Below are 18,671 nucleotides of genomic sequence, written 5' to 3' on the forward strand. Positions count from 1 at the left end.
AGGTATTCAAAATCGTAGTGATATAGATTTTTAATAAAAGATGATTTGAGGAGGAATTATATTATGCAAGTAGGATTAATTGGTTTAGGTAAAATGGGATTAAATTTAGGGAAAAATTTAATGGATCATAAACACGAGGTAGCAGCATTTGATTTAAATACGAGCGCAGTAGAAGAAATGAAAGAGTATGGGGCTACAGGTACATCTAGTTTAAGTGAACTTGTTCAGTCATTACAATCACCAAGAATTCTTTGGGTAATGGTACCACACGCTGTTGTTGATTCTGTTATTGATGAGGTTACACCATTGCTTTCAAAAGGAGATATTTTAATTGAAGCGGGTAATTCACATTATAAAGAGTCTATTCGCCGATATGAGCAATTAAAGAAAGATGGCATTCACTTTATGGATGCAGGAACTTCTGGCGGAATGGAAGGCGCTCGTAATGGTGCTTGTTACATGATCGGAGGAGATCAAGAAGCTTGGGACATCGTTGAACCTATCTTCCGCGATACTGCTGTAGAAAATGGATTCTTATATGCCGGAAAAGCTGGTAGTGGTCACTTCTTAAAAATGGTTCACAACGGAATTGAATACGGTATGATGGCTGCTATTGGTGAAGGATTTGAGATCCTAGAGAAAAGTGAATTTGACTACGATTATGAAAAAGTATCAAAAGTATGGAACAACGGTTCAGTAATCCGTTCATGGTTAATGGAATTAACAGAAAATGCATTTTCTAAAGATGCAAAACTGGATGAAATTAAGGGTGTTATGCATTCTTCTGGTGAAGGAAAATGGACAGTAGAAACAGCATTAGATCTTCAAACAGCAACTCCTGTTATCGCAATGTCGTTATTAATGCGCTATCGCTCATTAGACAATGATACATTTACAGGAAAAGTAGTAGCAGCTCTGCGCAATGAATTTGGCGGACATGCTGTAGAAAAGAAATAAAGTGAAACTTTAATAAGTAGGGGCTTTATTTCACACCAATCGGGCTTTTACGGGATAAGCATATTAAACATGTAACTCATCAACGTTTAAAAACTGGAGGGAATTGATCATGAAATTTTTTATTGATACTGCAAATCTTGAGGACATAAAAAAAGCATATAAACTTGGAGTTTTAGCTGGTGTTACAACGAATCCTTCTTTAGTAGCAAAAGAGGGCGTTAAGTTTGAAGACCGTATCGCAGAAATTTGTCAGGCAGTACCTAAAGTTGAGTCTGTTTCGGCAGAAGTAACGCCAGATGCTGTTACAGCTGAAGAAATGATTGCTCAAGCAGAAGAATTAATTAAAATTAACGGTGGCGATAAAAACGTCACGATAAAACTTCCAATGACGCTAGCAGGATTAGAAGCTTGTCGCTATCTTACTGAAAAAGGTGTGAAAACGAACGTTACACTTATCTTCACGGTGAACCAAGCACTTTTAGCTGCTCGAGCAGGTGCAACGTATGTTTCTCCATTTTTAGGACGTTTAGATGATATTTCTGAAGATGGTGTGCTCTTAGTTGCGAAAATTGCTGAGCTATTCGATATTCATCAATTAGATACACAAATTATTGCAGCTTCTGTCAGACACCCAGATCATGTAACTCGTGTAGCGATGGCAGGTGCTCACATTGCAACAATCCCTTATAAAGTAATTGAACAACTTGCTATGCATCCATTAACAGATCAAGGTATTGAAAAGTTCGCTGCAGATTGGGCGAAAGCACCTAAATTATAATATATGAAAGTGAAGGAGGCTTTCCGAAAATTGCTTTTCATGAGAGGACAGATTCCTAGGTAACTTCATCGTTTAACTTGGATCCTGAGTTAGGAGTCTTACTACGTGAAAACAGTAAGAGAAGAAAGTGTCATTCACTTTTGAAGAAGGAAAATTTGCTCGCATGAAGCATGTATCACAATAACATTATAATTATTAAAGAGAAATCCCCTTATTAGAGAGAGTAGTTAACGTGTATCTCTGATAAGGGAGATTCTTTTTATATAAATCATTATTATGTGAAAATATCTCTTACTCAAGAAAGAACTATATAAGTTCTCTTAATTGTATAGTAATTTTGAAAGGGTTTACATAGAGGGGTGGAACTGAGTATGAATATGTACCTTTTAATGATTACATTATTATCAATTGTAATTGTTATTTTAGGAGTATCGTGGTGGAGATGGCATGCGTTTATTAGTTTAACGATTGCAAGTTTGTTTTTAGCAATTATGTCTGGAATGCCAATGGATAAAATAGTGAGCGCTTATGAAACGGGAGTCGGAAGTGTTCTCGGGCATTTAGTAGGTATTTTAGTATTAGGTACAATTCTAGGGAAAATGATGGCAGAGTCAGGTGCTGGAATGCAGGTGGCAGAGTTCTTTATTAAATCCTTTGGAATAAAAAACTTACCATGGGCGATGTTAATTGCAGGTTTTATTATTGGAATTCCGGTGTTTTTTGAAGTAGGCATTTTAATATTATTGCCGTTAGTAATTTCTATTCATAAAACAACGAGACAAAATATTTTATTGATAGCATTACCAGCAATTGCTGGGTTATCTGTCGTACACGGCCTTGTTCCTCCGCATCCAGGGGCAATCGTTGCAATTGGTATTTATAAAGCGAACCTTGGGAAGGTACTTCTTTATTCACTCATTATTACATTTTTTGCAGCGATTATTGCAGGTCCTATATTCGCTAAATGGATTCACAAACGTGTAATTCCTGAAAATGAACCAGAATTGATACGTGTAAATACAAAATCAACGAAATTACCAGGAATAGGAGTTTCATTTTTAGTTATATTGTTACCCGTTATGTTAATGGTGTTAGCAGCAGCAGCTCCTTATGTTCCGCTTTCTAATACTTTAATGAAGATTGTCACATTAATCGGTAGTCCTATCATTGCGCTTTTGATTGCATGTTTTGCAGCTTTCTATTTTCTTGGATTTCGTCAAGGTATCGATAAAAAGGCTATTAAGAAGGTAACAGAAGATAGCTTATTACCAATCGGTTCTATTGTTGCGATTATTGGTGCTGGCGGCGGATTTAAGCAAATTCTTATCGATAGTGGCGTAGGGAATGCTATTGCTCAAATGTCTGAACATTTAGCTCTATCTCCAATTGTATTAGCATTTATAGTAGCTGGATTAATTCGAATTGCGACAGGGTCAGCGACAGTCGCTTTAACAACAGCAGCGGGTATCGTTTCGCCAATCGTTGAAAATACAACAGGTGTGAACTTAGAGTTACTCGTTATTGCAACAGGTGCAGGAGCATTAATGTTTTCACACGTAAACGATGCTGGTTTTTGGATGGTCAAAGAATACCTAGGTTTAACAGTGAAAGAAACATTTAAAACATGGACAGTATTAGAAACGTTACTTTCATTTATCGCTTTTGGAGGCGTTTTACTACTCGATATGTTTGTTTAAAATAAGGATACTTTTATATGAATTTAGAGAGATAACTTTAGCACATAACGTTATGAATAGATAAAATAAATGTATTTTTATGGTTCTTATATTATTAGGATACTGTAGGGATTTTTTGTTAGGAGGAAGAAATGGTGAGCTCAAAATATATGATTGGTGTAGACATTGGGACAACTAGTACAAAATCAGTTCTATTTTCTACTGATGGATCTGTTATTACAAGTCATGGAATTGAATATCCTTTATATTCTCCTACGCCTGAAATAGCAGAACAAGACCCAGAAGAAATTTTTCATGCAGTAATAAATACGATTAAAGAAACTGTACGATCAAGTAGTGTACAGCCAAATGATATTCTTTGTGTCTCTTTTAGTTCGGCAATGCATAGTATCATTGCTGTAGATGAGAAGGGAAAACCGTTAACGAGATGTATCACTTGGGCAGATAATAGAAGTGCAAGCTGGGCAGAGAAAATAAAGAGTGATATGAATGGTCATGAAATTTATTTGCGTACTGGAACACCAATTCATCCTATGTCACCACTTTCGAAATTAGTTTGGTTACAGAATGAGCAGGCAGAATTGTTTGCAAAAAGTTATAAATTCATTTCTATTAAAGAATATGTGTTTTATAAATTATATAAAGAATATGTAATTGATTATTCTATAGCATCAGCAACAGGAATGTTCAATTTGAAATCTTTAAAATGGGATGAGGAAGCTCTTCGTGTTGCAGGGATTTCAGATGAAAAGCTTTCTAAACTTGTTCCAACGACGCACAGCTTAATAGGATTAGATGAAGAACTTGCAAAAGAGATGAATGTACTTGTTTCTACGCCCTTTGTAGTAGGAGCGAGTGATGGAGTGCTATCGAATTTAGGCGTAAATGCAATAGATCCTGGGGTTGTGGCTGTTACAATTGGTACAAGCGGTGCGATACGTGCTGTAACAAATTGTCCTGTGACAGATCCAAAAGGTAGAATTTTTTGTTATGCCTTAACTGAAGACCATTGGGTAATCGGTGGACCAGTTAATAACGGTGGTATGATTTTCAGATGGGCTCGTGATCAATTAGGCACTTCGGAGATTGAGCTTGCGAAGCGTTTAGGGAAAGATCCATATGAAGTGCTTACTGAAATAGCAGCAAAAGTAAATCCTGGATCTGACGGTTTATTATTTCATCCGTATTTAGCAGGGGAAAGAGCTCCTTTATGGAATGCGAATGCGCGAGGATCTTTTTTTGGACTCGGATTACATCATAAGAAAGAACATCTTATTCGTGCTGTATTAGAAGGAGTAATTTATAACTTATATACCGTTCTTCTCGCTTTAAAAGAGCTAATTGGCGAACCGAAAAAAATTCAAGCAACAGGCGGTTTTGCAAGGTCAGAACTTTGGAGACAGATGATGGCGGATATTTTTCATCAAGACGTATATGTTCCTGAAAGTTTCGAAAGCTCTTGCTTAGGAGCTGCAATCCTCGGTTTATATAGTTTAGGTGAAGTAGATACGTTACATGTAGTTTCTGAAATGGTAGGTGCGAATTTCCACCATGAACCAAACATTGAAAGTGTGGAAAAATATAAAGATTTAACACCAATCTATATTCGTCTGTCCCGTCACTTGGAAGAAGAATATGAAAGTATAGCAGCGTATCAAAAAAAGTGGGTTTAAAAGCTATTTACTAAGAAAATATGGTAACGTATAAAGAGGTACTACGATTTTTTAGGATACTCTTTCAACATAAAATATTTTAAGAAGTATGATGAACGAAAAATATAGGGAGAGAGGGTTATGAAAATGAAGGATAACAAAGCGTTTATTGGATATGTTGGAACTTATACGAAAGAAAATAGTGAGGGAATATATAAGTTTACTTTAGACACAGAAGCAAAAAAAATTAGTAATGTAACACTTGTGGCTAAGCTGGATAACCCTACATATGTAACGATTAACCGAAATAATGAATATCTCTATTCCGTTGTTAAGGAAGGAGAATCTGGTGGTGTAGCTGCTTATTCAATTGATAGTAAAACTGGAGAGTTAAAGGCAGAAAACAGACAAGTAGTAGAAGGGGCTTCTCCTTGTCATGTGAGCATTGATAGTGGGAGTCATACAGTAGTTACAGCAAATTATCATAAAGGAACGATTGAGTCTTTTGAAATAAATGAAGAAAATGGAACTGTAAATCCTGCTTCATCTATTATGGCGCATGAAGGTTCAGGTCCGAATAAAGAAAGACAAGAAAAACCACATGCACATTACGCGGGATATACTCCTGATGAAAAATATGTAGTGGGCGTTGATTTAGGGATAGATAAAATAATTACGTATGAAACAAAAGGTAGTGCATTAACAGAAGTGAATAGCTTATCTGTAAATCCAGGAAGTGGGCCGAGACATATTACTTTTCATCCGAATGGAAAGTATGCGTATGTGATGACGGAGCTGAGTTCAGAGGTTATCGTATTAACATATAATGCGGAAGAAGGGACCTTTACAGAATTACAGTATATTTCTACTATTCCAGCAGAGTTTGATGAAAATAGTCAAGGAAGTGCGATTCATATTTCTTCTGACGGCCGTTTTGTATATGCAGGTAATCGTGGCCATAATAGTATTGCTGTTTTCAGTGTGGATCAAAATTCAGGTGAGCTTACATTTGTTGAACATACATCTACAGAAGGAAATTGGCCAAGAGACTTTGTATTAGATCCTACTGAAAAATTTCTTGTTGCTACAAATGAAAAGTCGCATAATCTTGTGTTATTTTCAAGAAATGAATCTACAGGAAAGTTAACTCTTTTACAATCTGATGTTGTTGTGCCAGAGCCTGTTTGTGTTAAATTTTTAAATGTTTAAGCTATGTTCGATATATTTGAAAAATCGCTGATATAATTTTATATATCAAGAAAACAAAAAAAGCAAAGCGATATCGCTTTGCTTTTTACTGTTTCTTTTTCGGTCTACGTACTAACTCGCCGCCGCAGTTTGGACAAACGTTATGTCTTTCTTCTGTACATGGTGCACAAAACGTACATTCATACACGCAAATGTAAGCTTCAGAATCTTGCTCCAGCGATTGATCGCAAATTTGACAGTTTGTTTTCATTTCTAGTGCCATAGTAATTCTCCTTTTTGTTTGAAAATTTATAATTTAATTATAATTCATTAGATAGAATTAGTCTTTTTCAATTGAAAGGAAATCGAATGATAAAGTTGTGATTTGAAATGAAAGATGCCAATTTATTTTAAAATTGATTATTTTGTGCAGTTGGAATATTATGAAATAGTCAAAAGACAACAGGGGGTATACATTTTGACTAATCATAACGATCATTTAAAAGCAAACTGCGAAAAATGCTTCGGTCTATGTTGCGTGGCGTTACCGTTCGCAGCATCGGTAGATTTTGCAGTGAATAAAGATGGTGGTAAACCATGTTCCAATTTACAATCAGATTTTAAATGTAGTATACATAAAAATCTTAGAGGAAAAGGTTATAAAGGTTGTACAGTATTTGAATGTTTCGGTGCTGGGCAGAAGATTTCTCAAGTTACCTTTAAAGGGATTGATTGGCGGAAAGATGCTAAGCATGCGAGAAAAATGTATGATGCTTTTCCGGTTATGCATCAGCTCCATGAAATGCTTTGGTATTTGAATGAGGCGATTCTATTAAAGGCGACGCAGCCAATTCATAAAGAACTAAGTAAAGCGATTGAAGAGACAGAGCGACTTTCGAATTTAAATGCGGACGAGTTAATGAAAGTAAATATTCCATTACACCGTGCAGAAGTAAATGTTTTACTTTTAGAAACGAGTGAGCTAGTTTGGAAGGAAATGAATGCGACGCGTAAGAAACGAATCATTCACCGCGGAGCAGATCTTATGGGAGCAAACCTGAAAAAGAAAAATTTACAAGGCGCGAATTTAAGGGGTGCTTATTTAATTGCGGCTAACTTAAATGGAGCAGATTTACGCGGGGCGGATCTCATCGGAGCAGATTTGCGAGATGCAGATATTCGCGGGGCTGATTTTACAAATAGTATTTTTCTGACGCAAGTTCAAGTCAATGCGGCGAGAGGGGACAAACATACGAAATTGCCGAAATTATTGTCCCGTCCATCGCATTGGAGTGCGTAAAGAGTATATACGAACAGGCAGAGATATTTAATCTCTGCCTGTTTTTCATTTCTTTTCAAAAGTAGTAATAAAAACGCCACATATAATAAGAATACCACCAATAAAAAAGTTACTATTTAATGTCTCGTTTAATAAGAGCCAGCCAAGTAACGATCCGACGATAGGTTGGAAGAAGAAAAATAACGAGCCAATGCTTGCGTCCATTAATTCTAATCCTTTATTCCAAAGGAAAAAGGCACCTGCCGTTGAGGCGATTCCTAAATAAATTACGCCTAATAGTACATACATGTTTATATGTTCAATAGGGCTTGATTGGAATTCCCATAGCATAAAAGGTGTAATGAAAAAGAGTGAAAAGAATATGGCGTACGTTGTAATAACTAAAGATGAAAATTTGGCTGAAGCAATCTTCACATAAATAGATAGTAAAGCCCACGTAATAGCAGCCCCGACTAATATAATTGTTCCGATAAAATAGGAGCCAATTTCAATATCCCATCCGATTACGATAATAACACCGATTGTCGCTATTATAGTAGATAACAGTCTACGAGCGGTTAGTTTTTCTTTTAAAATGATTGCTGCAAATATAACCATAAATGCAGGTGTAGCAGATGTTACTAAAGATCCTGTATGAGCGTCGGATAATTTTGTTCCGATAAATTGACAAGTGATCGAAATGAAGTATCCGATAAATCCAATCCAAGCGAATAATAGCCAATCTTTTTTGCGAATGGTCACTTTTTTCTTTTGCTTTTTCTCTGTTATTTTCAAAAATGCATATAAAACAACGAAAGCGATAATAAAGCGTAACCAAACGAGTGTCAGCGGTGGGATAAAGTCGAGTACGTATTTACTAACAACGTACATACCGCCCCATATACTTGCTGCTAGTGATAAACATATAGCTCCTAAAATTGTTTGTTTCATGTAAAGTACCTCCGTCTATTTTTAGGGTATTATGAGTTCCCTAAGACGAGGCATAGTGCATGTGTTATATGAATGCCCGTCTTAGTTTATAGACGGCCTACTGGTTGATCGTTTTCGAATGAAGTGTTGTAGTACATGCGTGCATTCCTCCTTCGTAATTTTATAATGATATTATAACTTAATTTTCAGTTTATTGGGATGTTTCTTTAGAAAATGGAAATGGTGGTTGTCTAAGAAAGCATAGTATATGGTAGAAAAACATATTTTTAAAATAAAAGAAACCAATTACATACTTGATAAGTATATTAAGAGTAGGATGAAAAAGTAGATTAATAGAGAAAGTGGAGGAGATTGTTATAACTACAACTGTTATTTCTCATTTTTACAATGAAGAGTATTTATTACCGTGGTGGCTTATGCATCATACGAAACTGTTTGATCATGGCATTTTAATTAATAAAGGTTCAACAGATCGTTCGGTTGAGATTTGTAAAAAATTCGCACCGCATTGGGAAGTGCGAGATTCTACAAATCCAGAGTTTGATGCATATGCGACAGATCATGAAGTGATGAGGGTAGAACAAGAAGTACAAGGTTGGAAAATGATTTTAAATACGACCGAGTTTCTTTGTGTGCAAGATAAAAACCAGTTTTGGAAATCACTAAATGAATTGGGAGGGAGGATGTATTGGCTGGAAGGGCTTATTATGGTTGATGATCCTAACTATAATTATCCGGACCTTAACTTTGGAATCCCTTTAATGAAACAGCGATTTCACGGTTATTTACCAGAAGATTGGCCGTTATGGAGAAGAGGTAGATTTATTCATAATCATGAACACGGAAGTTATACGGTTGGAAGACATTTATCAGCGCATGAATCTATGATCTATCCGCCTCTTGCTTGTATATTATGGTTTGGGTTTAGTCCGTGGAACGATGCGATGAGAAAGAGAAAGTTACAAATTGGTCCGACGCTTTCTGAAGCTAGTAAGCATGGAGGAATGGGTACGCACCATATTATTACGCCGGAAAAATTAGAAGAATGGTATAAGGATTTAGCGAGAGGAGCGCAAGATTTACGTTTTAGTACTGCATATCGGTATGTTTTTGTATAGATGATTCCCACCATAAAATTGTTTCTTCGATACCTGTATTTAGATCGTATGTTGGTTTCCAATTTACTTCAGTTTTTAAACGTTCTACATTAACCCCGACAAATAAAGGTTCATCTTTAGAGAAAGGGATTGCACCTAGTTTAATTAAATGTTCTTTTCCTATCTTTTTAGCGATGATAGAAGCTAACTCTTTAATTTGTACAGATTGACCAGAAGCGATATTGATTGTGCCTGTAACATTGCGTTCTAATACTGTTACGAGAGCATCAGCGACGTCGCTCACATGGAGGAAATCTCTTGATTGTTTTCCATGTGTACATAGTGCTTCCTCATTTTTTAATAAGGAAGTGATGATGTTAGAAACGAGCCGATTCCCTTGTTCGTGAGGTCCATACATATGAAAAATGCGGCCCCAACACATGCTGAGGCCTGTTTGCTCGGCGTACGTTTGTAGCCAGGAGTGTAGTGTGTTTTTACATAATGAATACGGGGTTTTATAGGAAAGTAAGGGTGAATCTTCAAATAGTACACCGTTAAACCATTCATATTCTGCGCCAGTACCTGCAACGACGACTCGCTTTCCACCGCATGTTGTGAAGTGTTGAATTAATGAGATGCTGGATGTAAGCCAATAGTAATTATTAATGGATACGTAGCATGCTGGCGGTACTGCTTCCCAAGCTAAATGAATGAGATAACTAGGTTTCATGTCGTAAATGAGTTTTTTTACCTCTTCATCGCAAAGTAAGTTTACTTTATGCCAATGGCAAGAAAGGTGAGAAGGCTTATTTGTATTGTAAGTGGCGTGCACTTCATAGCCCTTTTGAATAAGAGAATGTACAACGTATTTACCAATCCATCCACTACCGCCTGTTACAAGGATTTTTTTCATGGCTCAATTACCTCAACTTCTGGTATTGTTACTAAAAATTTGCCGCCCCATTCACGAATGAAAGAGCATTCTTTCATAATTTCATCTTTCAAATTCCAAGGAAGTATGAGAATGTAATCAGGTTTTGTACGTTTTATTTCTTCTGGAGATTTTATTGGAATGCGGGTTCCTGGTAGAAGAAGATTTTGTTTGTGAGGGTTTTTATCTACTGTATAAGTTAGAAATTCTTTTCCTATCCCGCAATAATTTAAAAGAGTGTTTCCTTTAGCTGGCGCACCGTAACCGATAATTTGTTTGTTTAAAGCTTTTGCTTCGATAAAAAACTGTAAAATACTTATTTTTAATTGTTCTATGCGTTTAGAAAAAAGGAGATAGCAATCTAATGTATCTAGCCCGTAATCGACTTCTTTTTGGATTAATTTTGTAACATTGGGGTGGATAGTGGATGAGGCATTATGATGGTTTATAAAAATACGCAAGGAACCACCGTGCGTTGAGAGTTCTTCTACATCGACAATTTGTAAATGATGATGAGCTAAAATTTTTTGAAGGCTTATAAGTGAGAAATAGGAGAAGTGCTCATGGTAGATCGTATCAAACTGCTTAAAGGAGATGAGGTTTAATAAATGCGGGAATTCAATTGTTATCGTCCCATCTTGTTTTAATAACGTTTTTAAACCGGCGACAAAATCATGCAAGTTCGGAACGTGTGCTAATACGTTATTTGCGATAATTAAATCAGCTTGTGGTAATTTTTTTGCTAAGTCATTGCTGAAAAAATTTACTTCAGTAGAAATTCCTTTTTGCATAGCGATTTCTGCTACGTTTTTGGCTGGTTCAATGCCTAATGTTTCGATCTTTTCTTTTTGAAAGTATTGTAATAAGTATCCATCATTACTTGCGATTTCGATAACTTGCGAATGGTTTGTTAAGTTAAAACGCTTAATTGCCATTTCTACATATTGCTTAGCATGCAGTAGCCAGCTTGATGAGTAAGAGCTAAAGTATAAATAGTCATGAAAAATATTGTGCGGAGATTCAAATTCATCTAATTGTACAAGTAAACAAGAGTGACAAACAAATGTGTGCAATGGATAAAATGGTTCCATTTTATAGGAGTTTTCTGGAGCTACAAATGAATTAGCGAGAGGGGAAACACCTAAATCTAAAAAAGTATTTGTGAGTAATGAGTGGCAAAAACGGCATTTTTTCTGTTCCATTTTATAGCCCCCTTATAAATTTTTGAATGTATCGATTTGTTGTCGCGTGAAAGATTCTATATTTTCACCAGATGCATATTTTTTGTACCAATCAACTGTCCAAGCGATAGAATGGTCTGTTGATAACTTAGGTGTCCAACCGAGTTTATTTATTGCTTTTGTACTGTCGAGTGTTAAAATAGGTGATTCATAAGGCGTGTTTGTAGGAGGAGAGAGGATTGTTAGTGGTTTATTCCATAATTTTATTATAGTTTGAATGACATCATGAACTGTTCTGTTAGGTTCATTCATTGGACCGAAATTCCACGCTTCCGCATATTCAGCGTCTGTCCAAAGTTTTTCAGCTAAAAGGATATAGCCATGTAAAGGATCTAATACGTGTTGCCACGGGCGAATAGCGTTTTTGTTTCTAATAGTTAATGTACCATCTTGTAAATATGCACGAATGACATCTGGGAATAATCGGTCTTCTGCCCAATCACCACCGCCGATGACGTTACCTGCTCTTACTGAGGCAAGTTTCTGAGTATTAGTGCGGAAGAATGATTTTTGAAAGGATGTTGCCACTATTTCAGCGCAAGCTTTGCTAGCACTATAAGGATCGAAACCTCCTAGCCGGTCGCTTTCCACGAATGCCCGGTTACCGCTCCCGTCATTTTCATAACATTTATCACTTGTAACATTAATGATGCCACGTATACTTTCTATATGTTTTGCCGCTTCTAATACGTGAACAGTGCCTAAAACATTCGTTTTAAATGTTTCGATAGGATTTTTATATGAAGTGGTGACGATTGGCTGGGCTGCTAAATGAAATAGTATGTCTGGATTATGTTGTTTTAGGGCGTGGAATAAAGAATCGTAATCAGTAATATCGCCATGAATTGTTATACATTCTTTTGCTACGTTACCTTGTTCAAAAAGGTTAGGAATGGATGGGGGATGAGAAGAAAAGCCAACTACTTCTGCACCTAAAGAAGTTAAAAAAAGGGTGAGCCAGGAGCCTTTAAAACCAGTATGCCCTGTAATAAATACTTTTTTCTTATTCCATAAAGATGATGAAGCCATATTACCAAACCTTCCACGGAGCGTTATTACTTTCCCATAGCTCGACTAATTTATTTTTATCGCGCAATGTATCCATCGGATGCCAAAAACCAGTATGTTGATATGCTGATAGTTCATTTTTGTTTACTAACTGAACTAAAGTGTCTGTTTCAAAAACAGACTTATCGCCACTAATGTAATTGAAAACTTCAGGATTTAAAACGAAAAATCCACCGTTAACCCATCCGCCATCCCCGAGTGGCTTCTCTTGAAAAGATGTGACAGACTGTTTATCTAAAATGAGAGAACCGAATCTACCAGGAGGTTGTACGGCGGTAACAGTTGCCATTTTTCCATGTTTTTTATGAAATGCAATAAGTTCTTTTATATTTACGTTACTTAATCCATCGCCATAAGTGAGGCAGAAAGGTTCATCTCCAACAAAATTTTGAATCTTTTTCACTCGTCCTCCCGTTTCGGTATTTACACCAGTATCGATTAGTGTAACTTTCCACGGTTCTACATGATGAGAATGGCTAGTAATTGTATTATCCCTTAAATGTATCGTGAAATCTGACATGTGTAGGTTGTAATTTAGAAAGAACTCTTTAATTGCATATCCTTTATAGCCTAAGCAAATAATAAATTCAGTAATACCGTAATGACTATACAAACTCATAATGTGCCATAAAATAGGCTTTGTTCCAATTTCAATCATAGGTTTCGGTTTTAAATGTGTTTCTTCCCCAATCCTTGTCCCGTATCCACCAGCAAGAATAACAGCTTTCATTTTTTCCTCCTAAAATAAAAATTTATAATATATACAGTATTCATATTGTATGCAAATGGTTTTGTTTTTGACTAAGTGCGTAAAAATGTGTGGAAAATGATGATGTGAGAAATATTAAGGTTTAAATTTAGGGAATAATTGTTGATATTCAGGGTGATTACGTAGATCTTGTGTTATGTTACTAAGCTCTAAAAATCGAGTTTCGAGTTGCTCAGGGGACTGACCATAATGTGTTTGAAGTCCCATTCGAATGCCCTTTTTTGAAAGGGTAGGTGTTATTTGTAATTTTCTTGCCTTTGCATGTTCGTTCCAAGGGCTAAAATAAAATTTAATAATAAATGAAGGGGAGTTATAAACGAGATGTTGATGCCGAGTAAAATGTCGGCCAGGTAAATATGCGCCATCAAGGTGATTGTGTATAAATCTCCAGGCACAGCTGATTTCTGGTTTATAAGGGAAGAGCCCGTGATATCGTTGTTCTACTAAAGGAATGGAATATCTTAGTTTTGAATAATTGTAATCATGCTTATCAATCATGACAATCATTCTAATCGCATACATATTTTGACCTAGCGTATGAAGTGAAGAGAAAAATTCTTCTACATTGTTACAACAAAGAAATTCCGTAGTATTTAATACCATCTTCCAACTTGAAACTTCTCTTTCGATTTCCATCACTTCCATATCAGTATTAGTGGGGTCAAAATCAAGGAATCTTGAATTTCGTACTTCCCAGTTGGGAGCAAATAATTTACAAATCTCAACGGAACGATCTGTAGAACCTCTATTAATTAATATGCCGTGATCAAATATTTTTGTGTGATGCATAAGCCACCATGGAAGTAAGTATTCTTCATTATAAAAATGAGAAATGAGTGTCTTTCTCATGTTAATCATCTCCTATACAAGTATTCATTATTAGTAGAATATGTTTTTAAATAAGAAAGGTTAAAAGGTATAGACAATGTAGTGATTAAGTAATAGTTTAGTAATTGTATTAGTGTAGATTACTTGTATGGAATAATAATAGGGTAGGGCTTGGAATTTTGTATAAATTATGAATAACAAACCGTCACGTTTGACTGTACAGTTTATGTGTTGTATGATGGTAGTAATATAAACAAGGGGGGAAGATCGTTGGGAAGGTGTATCGAATCGGACAGTTGGCTCTCATGGCTCACGTGTCGAAACGAACGATTGATTATTATACGAATCTAGGTATCTTGAAAGCGGAGCGATCTCAATCTAATTATCGCTATTACGACGAAACAGCATTTGAGACATTACAATTTATTGAGAAGTGCAAAGAAATGCATATGCCGCTTTGTGAGATTAAAGAGAAAATCGAGGAGAACAAGAAGCTGCTCGGTATCAATGAACACGTTTCGAAACAAGTGAATGAAGTGACAGACCATATTCATCGATTAGAAGCAGAGTTAACAGAGTTAAAGCCGCTTTTAGATGGATTGACTGATTCACAACGTGAAAAAATATCGAAATCTTTATCATGTCAAACGACAGCTTTAATACAGACACTTGCTCTATTATTATAGAATAAGTGAAATCCGACCTCTTTAATTTTTGTATCGGGCTATGTTTTCTAACGAACAAATAAGAAAACATTATAGTATACAGGAGGTGGACACCTTAGTTTTTTAACTAAGGGGATTCATTGGAAATATTTAATTTAGTCATGGTTGCGATTTTAATCGCATTTACTGGATTTTTCGTAGCAGCAGAGTTTGCGATTGTAAAAGTACGTTCAAGTCGTATTGATCAGCTTGTTGCGGAAGGGAAACGCGGTGCTTTAGCAGCGAAAAAGGTAACAACAAATTTAGATGAATATTTATCTGCTTGTCAATTAGGTATTACAGTTACAGCTATGGGATTAGGTTGGTTAGGTGAACCGACAATCGAAAAGTTATTACACCCGTTATTTGAGAAATGGAACATAAACCCTTCTATCTCATCAGTATTAACTTTTGGTCTTGCTTTTATGCTAATGACATATTTACACGTTGTAGTTGGGGAGTTAGCTCCGAAAACGTTGGCAATTCAAAAGGCTGAAAAAGTAACGTTGTTATTGGCAACGCCGTTAATGATGTTCTATAAAATCATGTATCCATTTATTTGGGTATTGAACGGTTCAGCTCGTATTATAACTGGTTTATTCGGTTTGAAACCAGCTTCTGAACATGAAGTAGCTCATACAGAAGAAGAATTGCGTCTTATTCTTTCAGATAGCTATGAAAGTGGCGAAATTAATCAAGCTGAATACAAGTATGTAAATAATATATTTGAATTTGATAATCGTATTGCAAAAGAGATTATGGTACCGCGAACAGAAATCGTTGGTTTCTACCTTGAAGATTCAGTAGAACAACACATGAAAGTAATCCAAAATGAGCGATATACACGTTATCCGATTTTTGGAGAAGATAAAGATGATATTATCGGTATGGTCAATGTAAAAGATTTCTTTATTCGATATATGACCGAGGATCAAAAAGATTTATCGTCAATTCGCTCGTATATGCGTCCGATTATTGAAGTGATGGAAACAACTCCAATTCACGATTTATTACTACAAATGCAGAAGAAGCGAATTCCGATGGCTGTTTTATATGATGAGTACGGAGGAACAGCTGGAATTGTAACGCTTGAAGACATTTTGGAGGAAATCGTCGGCGAAATTCGTGACGAATATGATGAAGATGAAGCACCACCAATTCAACATGTGAACGAGTACCATAAAATTGTCGATGGAAAAGTGCTTATTTCAGAAGTAAAAGATCTGTTTGGATTACACATTGAAGAAGAAGATGTGGATACAATCGGTGGATGGATTATGATGCAAAATCATGAAATTGAAGAAGGACAACATGTTGAAGCAGAAGGTTATGAATTTAAAGTGTTAGAAAAAGACGCTTACCAAATTAAACGTGTTGAAATTCGTAAAATGGAACAAGAACAAGAAGAAGAGAAAGCAGCAACTGTGTAAGTTGCTGCTTTTCTTCTAAAGCATAAAAAATGAGGAATTAGGAGCGGATATTTTGATTCAAGAAGCCTTACGTGTATATCGATTACAATTGTATGCGATCTTTAGTGGTTTACTACTTATGTGGACGATTACTCCGTTTGGAAAACAAGTGACAGGGTTCGGTATTGGATTAGCTGTAAGTGCATACTGTCTTTGGTTATTAGCTCGCAGGGTGGAGAAACTAGGAAGAAGTATTGTAATGAAAGAAAAGGCTCCTGGATTAGGGGTTTTAAACCGATTTGCAGCTGCAATTTTAGGGGCTATCATTATGTATGAAATTGAGCATGAAATGGAAATGTGGGCATTTGGTACAGGTATTTTAGGTGGTCACTTTTTAATGATTGCGAATTTAGCTTATGCAAATATACAGTTAGTAAAAGAAGAAGAGAAGCGAAGAGAAAAGGCTTCTAATAACATAGAGCTATAATAAAAGGGGCCTAATGGGGGTTCCTTTTTTATTTAAGCGAGTGAATGACAGGAATCAAATTCACGACAACTATAATACGCTTCTTTTTTCGGTTTTTCAATAGTACGAAAAATAATTTTTAAAAATTTAAAAACCCATCGATTTCTAAAGCTTATGTATGTTATCATGACAAAAGACTTTTTGAAAGAGGTGGATACCAATGTTACAAGCGTTACTTATTTTTGTGCTTCAAATTATATATGTTCCAGTATTAACAATCCGAACGATTTTGCTTGTAAAGAATCAAACAAGATCCGCTGCTGGTGTAGGATTGTTAGAAGGAGCTATTTACATTGTCAGTTTAGGGATTGTGTTTCAAGATTTATCAAATTGGATGAACATCGTTGCCTATGTCATCGGCTTTAGTGCGGGACTATTATTAGGCGGTTATATAGAGAATAAATTAGCAATTGGATATATTACGTATCAAGTTAGTTTACTAGACCGTTGTAATGAATTAGTAGATGAATTACGTCACTGTGGATTTGGCGTTACAGTATTTGAAGGTGAAGGAATTAATTCTATACGTTATCGCTTAGATATCGTTGCAAAGCGCTCTAGAGAGAAAGAACTTTTAGAAATTATTAATGAAATTGCACCGAAAGCGTTTATGTCTTCTTATGAAATCCGTTCGTTTAAAGGCGGATATTTAACGAAGGCGATGAAGAAGAGAGCGTTGTTGAAGAAGAAGAAAGACGATCATGCATCGTAAAAAGGGAATAGTGCGGCTTTAAAAGCACGGCATAATCACATATGTAAAAGAGAGGAATCGAATTAGATTCCTCTCTTTTTTATAAAAAGTATGTATCTGTTAATTTAAAAAACTAAATCGTATAATTGTTTTTTCTACTAACCCTCAAATTAATGATTAGCCATATAACTTGAATAAATATCGGTATGATAAACGCGATTAATAAAACAATAAGTGATATTGATTTAATTTCGGATGTTTGAGTAACACCAGCACCATCGACATCTCGTAGCCAAATAATAGCTGCCCACACTCCAAAAAGGATAATCCAAAATATGTTGCCAATCCACCAAGAAATCCATCGTTTTTTCATGTTAGCACCCCTTACATTTACCCTCTGTTAAAAGTATATTTTCGTACGTTACATTTATAATGAAATAACTCTAAAATTAATTTTTTTTAACTGTATATCTAACTTGCTTAAAAGTTATCATCTCTCCATCTTTATTATCATCCTTAGTCTGCAAAAGTTGAACTTTTGGCTTGTAGTCTGTTCTATGAGCATCATTGATACCTGTAATATCAAGTTTGTAGGATTCACTATTCTTTATTTTTTGTTCCAATACTTTTTTATTAGCGACATAAATAAAAGTTACTTTATTTTCATCAATACCTTCCGTCTTAATTTCTAATTCATTATCTTTTGTTGTAATCGTTGGTGTTAATAATTCCATACTTCCGTTTCCGGTTTCTAAAGAATTTTCTGCTATAGTTGAACATCCTGATAATATGATTCCGATGAATAGAAGAACAATTAATTTCTTTTTCATAACATCCCCCAATTTCAAGTGATTTTTGATTTTGGCATTGCTAGACTGCTAGTGTGGAGCGTAAATGTTTAGCTA

The 18,671-nt window shown here is 35.6% G+C and carries 20 protein-coding genes; 11 read left to right on the forward strand and 9 right to left on the reverse strand.

The window, feature by feature from the left end; genetic code table 11:
* Window positions 1-63: 63 nt before the first annotated feature.
* The 5 genes from gnd (at window position 64) to JDS81_RS08675 (ending at window position 6,293) form a co-directional block, all read left to right on the forward strand.
* On the forward strand, window positions 64-957 hold the full coding sequence (gene gnd, locus JDS81_RS08655; protein WP_001195919.1) for a phosphogluconate dehydrogenase (NAD(+)-dependent, decarboxylating): 894 nt from the start codon (window positions 64-66) through the stop codon (window positions 955-957).
* A 109-nt stretch (window positions 958-1,066) separates the two neighbouring features.
* Entirely contained in the window at window positions 1,067-1,735 is a 669-nt protein-coding gene (gene fsa, locus JDS81_RS08660) for a fructose-6-phosphate aldolase (RefSeq protein WP_000667688.1), read from the forward strand.
* 371 nt (window positions 1,736-2,106) lie between these two features.
* The gene (gene gntP, locus JDS81_RS08665) at window positions 2,107-3,432 is read left to right on the forward strand and encodes a gluconate permease GntP (protein ID WP_001057626.1); all 1,326 of its coding nucleotides are present in this window, start codon (window positions 2,107-2,109) and stop codon (window positions 3,430-3,432) included.
* 131 nt (window positions 3,433-3,563) lie between these two features.
* Window positions 3,564-5,105: a gluconokinase gene (gene gntK / locus JDS81_RS08670; protein ID WP_097953886.1), complete on the forward strand. Its 1,542-nt coding sequence runs from the start codon at window positions 3,564-3,566 to the stop codon at window positions 5,103-5,105.
* Between the two features lie 120 nt (window positions 5,106-5,225).
* Window positions 5,226-6,293: a lactonase family protein gene (locus tag JDS81_RS08675; RefSeq protein ID WP_097953887.1), complete on the forward strand. Its 1,068-nt coding sequence runs from the start codon at window positions 5,226-5,228 to the stop codon at window positions 6,291-6,293.
* Between the two features lie 85 nt (window positions 6,294-6,378).
* On the opposite strand, the gene JDS81_RS08680 is transcribed toward JDS81_RS08675, so the two are convergent.
* A complete protein-coding gene (locus JDS81_RS08680) occupies window positions 6,379-6,555 on the reverse strand; it encodes a DUF1272 domain-containing protein (RefSeq protein ID WP_001162789.1) in 177 nt (58 codons plus the stop codon).
* A 195-nt stretch (window positions 6,556-6,750) separates the two neighbouring features.
* Between JDS81_RS08680 and JDS81_RS08685 the strand changes: the two genes are divergently transcribed.
* Complete coding sequence (locus JDS81_RS08685; RefSeq protein ID WP_097953888.1) at window positions 6,751-7,572, forward strand: pentapeptide repeat-containing protein; 822 nt, start codon at window positions 6,751-6,753, stop codon at window positions 7,570-7,572.
* 45 nt (window positions 7,573-7,617) lie between these two features.
* Here JDS81_RS08685 and JDS81_RS08690 read toward each other — a convergent pair whose 3' ends face one another.
* Window positions 7,618-8,502, reverse strand: a complete 885-nt coding sequence (locus JDS81_RS08690) for a DMT family transporter (RefSeq protein WP_097953889.1) — start codon at window positions 8,500-8,502, stop codon at window positions 7,618-7,620.
* Window positions 8,503-8,843: 341 nt separating this feature from the next.
* On the opposite strand from JDS81_RS08690, the gene JDS81_RS08695 reads away from it, so the two are divergent.
* Window positions 8,844-9,620 carry a glycosyltransferase family 2 protein gene (locus tag JDS81_RS08695; RefSeq protein WP_097953890.1) on the forward strand — a complete coding sequence of 259 codons (777 nt, stop codon included), beginning with the start codon at window positions 8,844-8,846 and terminating at the stop codon, window positions 9,618-9,620.
* Here JDS81_RS08695 and JDS81_RS08700 read toward each other — a convergent pair.
* The 5 genes from JDS81_RS08700 to JDS81_RS08720 form a co-directional block, all read right to left on the reverse strand.
* The gene (locus JDS81_RS08700; RefSeq protein ID WP_142311508.1) at window positions 9,589-10,512 is read right to left on the reverse strand and encodes an NAD-dependent epimerase/dehydratase family protein; all 924 of its coding nucleotides are present in this window, start codon (window positions 10,510-10,512) and stop codon (window positions 9,589-9,591) included. The genes JDS81_RS08695 and JDS81_RS08700 overlap by 32 nt on opposite strands.
* A complete protein-coding gene (locus JDS81_RS08705; protein WP_097953891.1) occupies window positions 10,509-11,732 on the reverse strand; it encodes a class I SAM-dependent methyltransferase in 1,224 nt (407 codons plus the stop codon). Before JDS81_RS08705 ends, JDS81_RS08700 begins: the two co-directional genes overlap by 4 nt.
* A gap of 12 nt (window positions 11,733-11,744) precedes the next feature.
* Window positions 11,745-12,800, reverse strand: a complete 1,056-nt coding sequence (gene rfbG / locus JDS81_RS08710; protein WP_097953892.1) for a CDP-glucose 4,6-dehydratase — start codon at window positions 12,798-12,800, stop codon at window positions 11,745-11,747.
* A 1-nt stretch (window position 12,801) separates the two neighbouring features.
* Window positions 12,802-13,569 (reverse strand): glucose-1-phosphate cytidylyltransferase, encoded by a 768-nt coding sequence (gene rfbF / locus JDS81_RS08715; protein ID WP_097953893.1) that lies wholly within the window; start codon window positions 13,567-13,569, stop codon window positions 12,802-12,804.
* 114 nt (window positions 13,570-13,683) lie between these two features.
* Window positions 13,684-14,466: a glycosyltransferase family 2 protein gene (locus JDS81_RS08720; protein WP_142311507.1), complete on the reverse strand. Its 783-nt coding sequence runs from the start codon at window positions 14,464-14,466 to the stop codon at window positions 13,684-13,686.
* A 275-nt stretch (window positions 14,467-14,741) separates the two neighbouring features.
* On the opposite strand from JDS81_RS08720, the gene JDS81_RS08725 reads away from it, so the two are divergent.
* From JDS81_RS08725 to JDS81_RS08740, 4 genes are all read left to right on the forward strand, one after another.
* Window positions 14,742-15,122: a MerR family transcriptional regulator gene (locus JDS81_RS08725; RefSeq protein WP_002039109.1), complete on the forward strand. Its 381-nt coding sequence runs from the start codon at window positions 14,742-14,744 to the stop codon at window positions 15,120-15,122.
* Between the two features lie 119 nt (window positions 15,123-15,241).
* The gene (locus JDS81_RS08730) at window positions 15,242-16,570 is read left to right on the forward strand and encodes a hemolysin family protein (RefSeq protein WP_000402262.1); all 1,329 of its coding nucleotides are present in this window, start codon (window positions 15,242-15,244) and stop codon (window positions 16,568-16,570) included.
* A gap of 52 nt (window positions 16,571-16,622) precedes the next feature.
* The gene (locus JDS81_RS08735) at window positions 16,623-17,036 is read left to right on the forward strand and encodes an ATP synthase subunit I (protein WP_000613866.1); all 414 of its coding nucleotides are present in this window, start codon (window positions 16,623-16,625) and stop codon (window positions 17,034-17,036) included.
* A 199-nt stretch (window positions 17,037-17,235) separates the two neighbouring features.
* Entirely contained in the window at window positions 17,236-17,787 is a 552-nt protein-coding gene (locus tag JDS81_RS08740; RefSeq protein WP_000938448.1) for a DUF2179 domain-containing protein, read from the forward strand.
* 112 nt (window positions 17,788-17,899) lie between these two features.
* Here the strand turns inward: JDS81_RS08740 and JDS81_RS08745 are convergent, their stop codons facing one another.
* Window positions 17,900-18,139, reverse strand: a complete 240-nt coding sequence (locus JDS81_RS08745) for a DUF3923 family protein (RefSeq protein WP_000747675.1) — start codon at window positions 18,137-18,139, stop codon at window positions 17,900-17,902.
* A gap of 76 nt (window positions 18,140-18,215) precedes the next feature.
* The gene (locus tag JDS81_RS08750) at window positions 18,216-18,596 is read right to left on the reverse strand and encodes a hypothetical protein (RefSeq protein ID WP_000727885.1); all 381 of its coding nucleotides are present in this window, start codon (window positions 18,594-18,596) and stop codon (window positions 18,216-18,218) included.
* Window positions 18,597-18,671 lie beyond the last annotated feature (75 nt).

This window comes from Bacillus cereus group sp. N31, from assembly GCF_016483245.1.
In the GTDB taxonomy this organism is placed as follows: domain Bacteria; phylum Bacillota; class Bacilli; order Bacillales; family Bacillaceae_G; genus Bacillus_A; species Bacillus_A toyonensis.

Coding starts and splice junctions, on each gene's coding strand:
- JDS81_RS08700 (WP_142311508.1), bottom strand. CDS start 10,512: ATGAAAAAAATCCTTGTAACAGGCGGTAGTGGATGGATTGGTAAATAC.
- JDS81_RS08740 (WP_000938448.1), top strand. CDS start 17,236: ATGTTACAAGCGTTACTTATTTTTGTGCTTCAAATTATATATGTTCCA.
- JDS81_RS08705 (WP_097953891.1), bottom strand. CDS start 11,732: ATGGAACAGAAAAAATGCCGTTTTTGCCACTCATTACTCACAAATACT.
- JDS81_RS08745 (WP_000747675.1), bottom strand. CDS start 18,139: ATGAAAAAACGATGGATTTCTTGGTGGATTGGCAACATATTTTGGATT.
- gnd (WP_001195919.1), top strand. CDS start 64: ATGCAAGTAGGATTAATTGGTTTAGGTAAAATGGGATTAAATTTAGGG.
- JDS81_RS08720 (WP_142311507.1), bottom strand. CDS start 14,466: ATGATTAACATGAGAAAGACACTCATTTCTCATTTTTATAATGAAGAA.
- rfbG (WP_097953892.1), bottom strand. CDS start 12,800: ATGGCTTCATCATCTTTATGGAATAAGAAAAAAGTATTTATTACAGGG.
- gntK (WP_097953886.1), top strand. CDS start 3,564: ATGGTGAGCTCAAAATATATGATTGGTGTAGACATTGGGACAACTAGT.
- JDS81_RS08725 (WP_002039109.1), top strand. CDS start 14,742: ATGGCTCACGTGTCGAAACGAACGATTGATTATTATACGAATCTAGGT.
- JDS81_RS08690 (WP_097953889.1), bottom strand. CDS start 8,502: ATGAAACAAACAATTTTAGGAGCTATATGTTTATCACTAGCAGCAAGT.
- JDS81_RS08675 (WP_097953887.1), top strand. CDS start 5,226: ATGAAAATGAAGGATAACAAAGCGTTTATTGGATATGTTGGAACTTAT.
- JDS81_RS08680 (WP_001162789.1), bottom strand. CDS start 6,555: ATGGCACTAGAAATGAAAACAAACTGTCAAATTTGCGATCAATCGCTG.
- rfbF (WP_097953893.1), bottom strand. CDS start 13,569: ATGAAAGCTGTTATTCTTGCTGGTGGATACGGGACAAGGATTGGGGAA.
- gntP (WP_001057626.1), top strand. CDS start 2,107: ATGAATATGTACCTTTTAATGATTACATTATTATCAATTGTAATTGTT.
- JDS81_RS08750 (WP_000727885.1), bottom strand. CDS start 18,596: ATGAAAAAGAAATTAATTGTTCTTCTATTCATCGGAATCATATTATCA.
- fsa (WP_000667688.1), top strand. CDS start 1,067: ATGAAATTTTTTATTGATACTGCAAATCTTGAGGACATAAAAAAAGCA.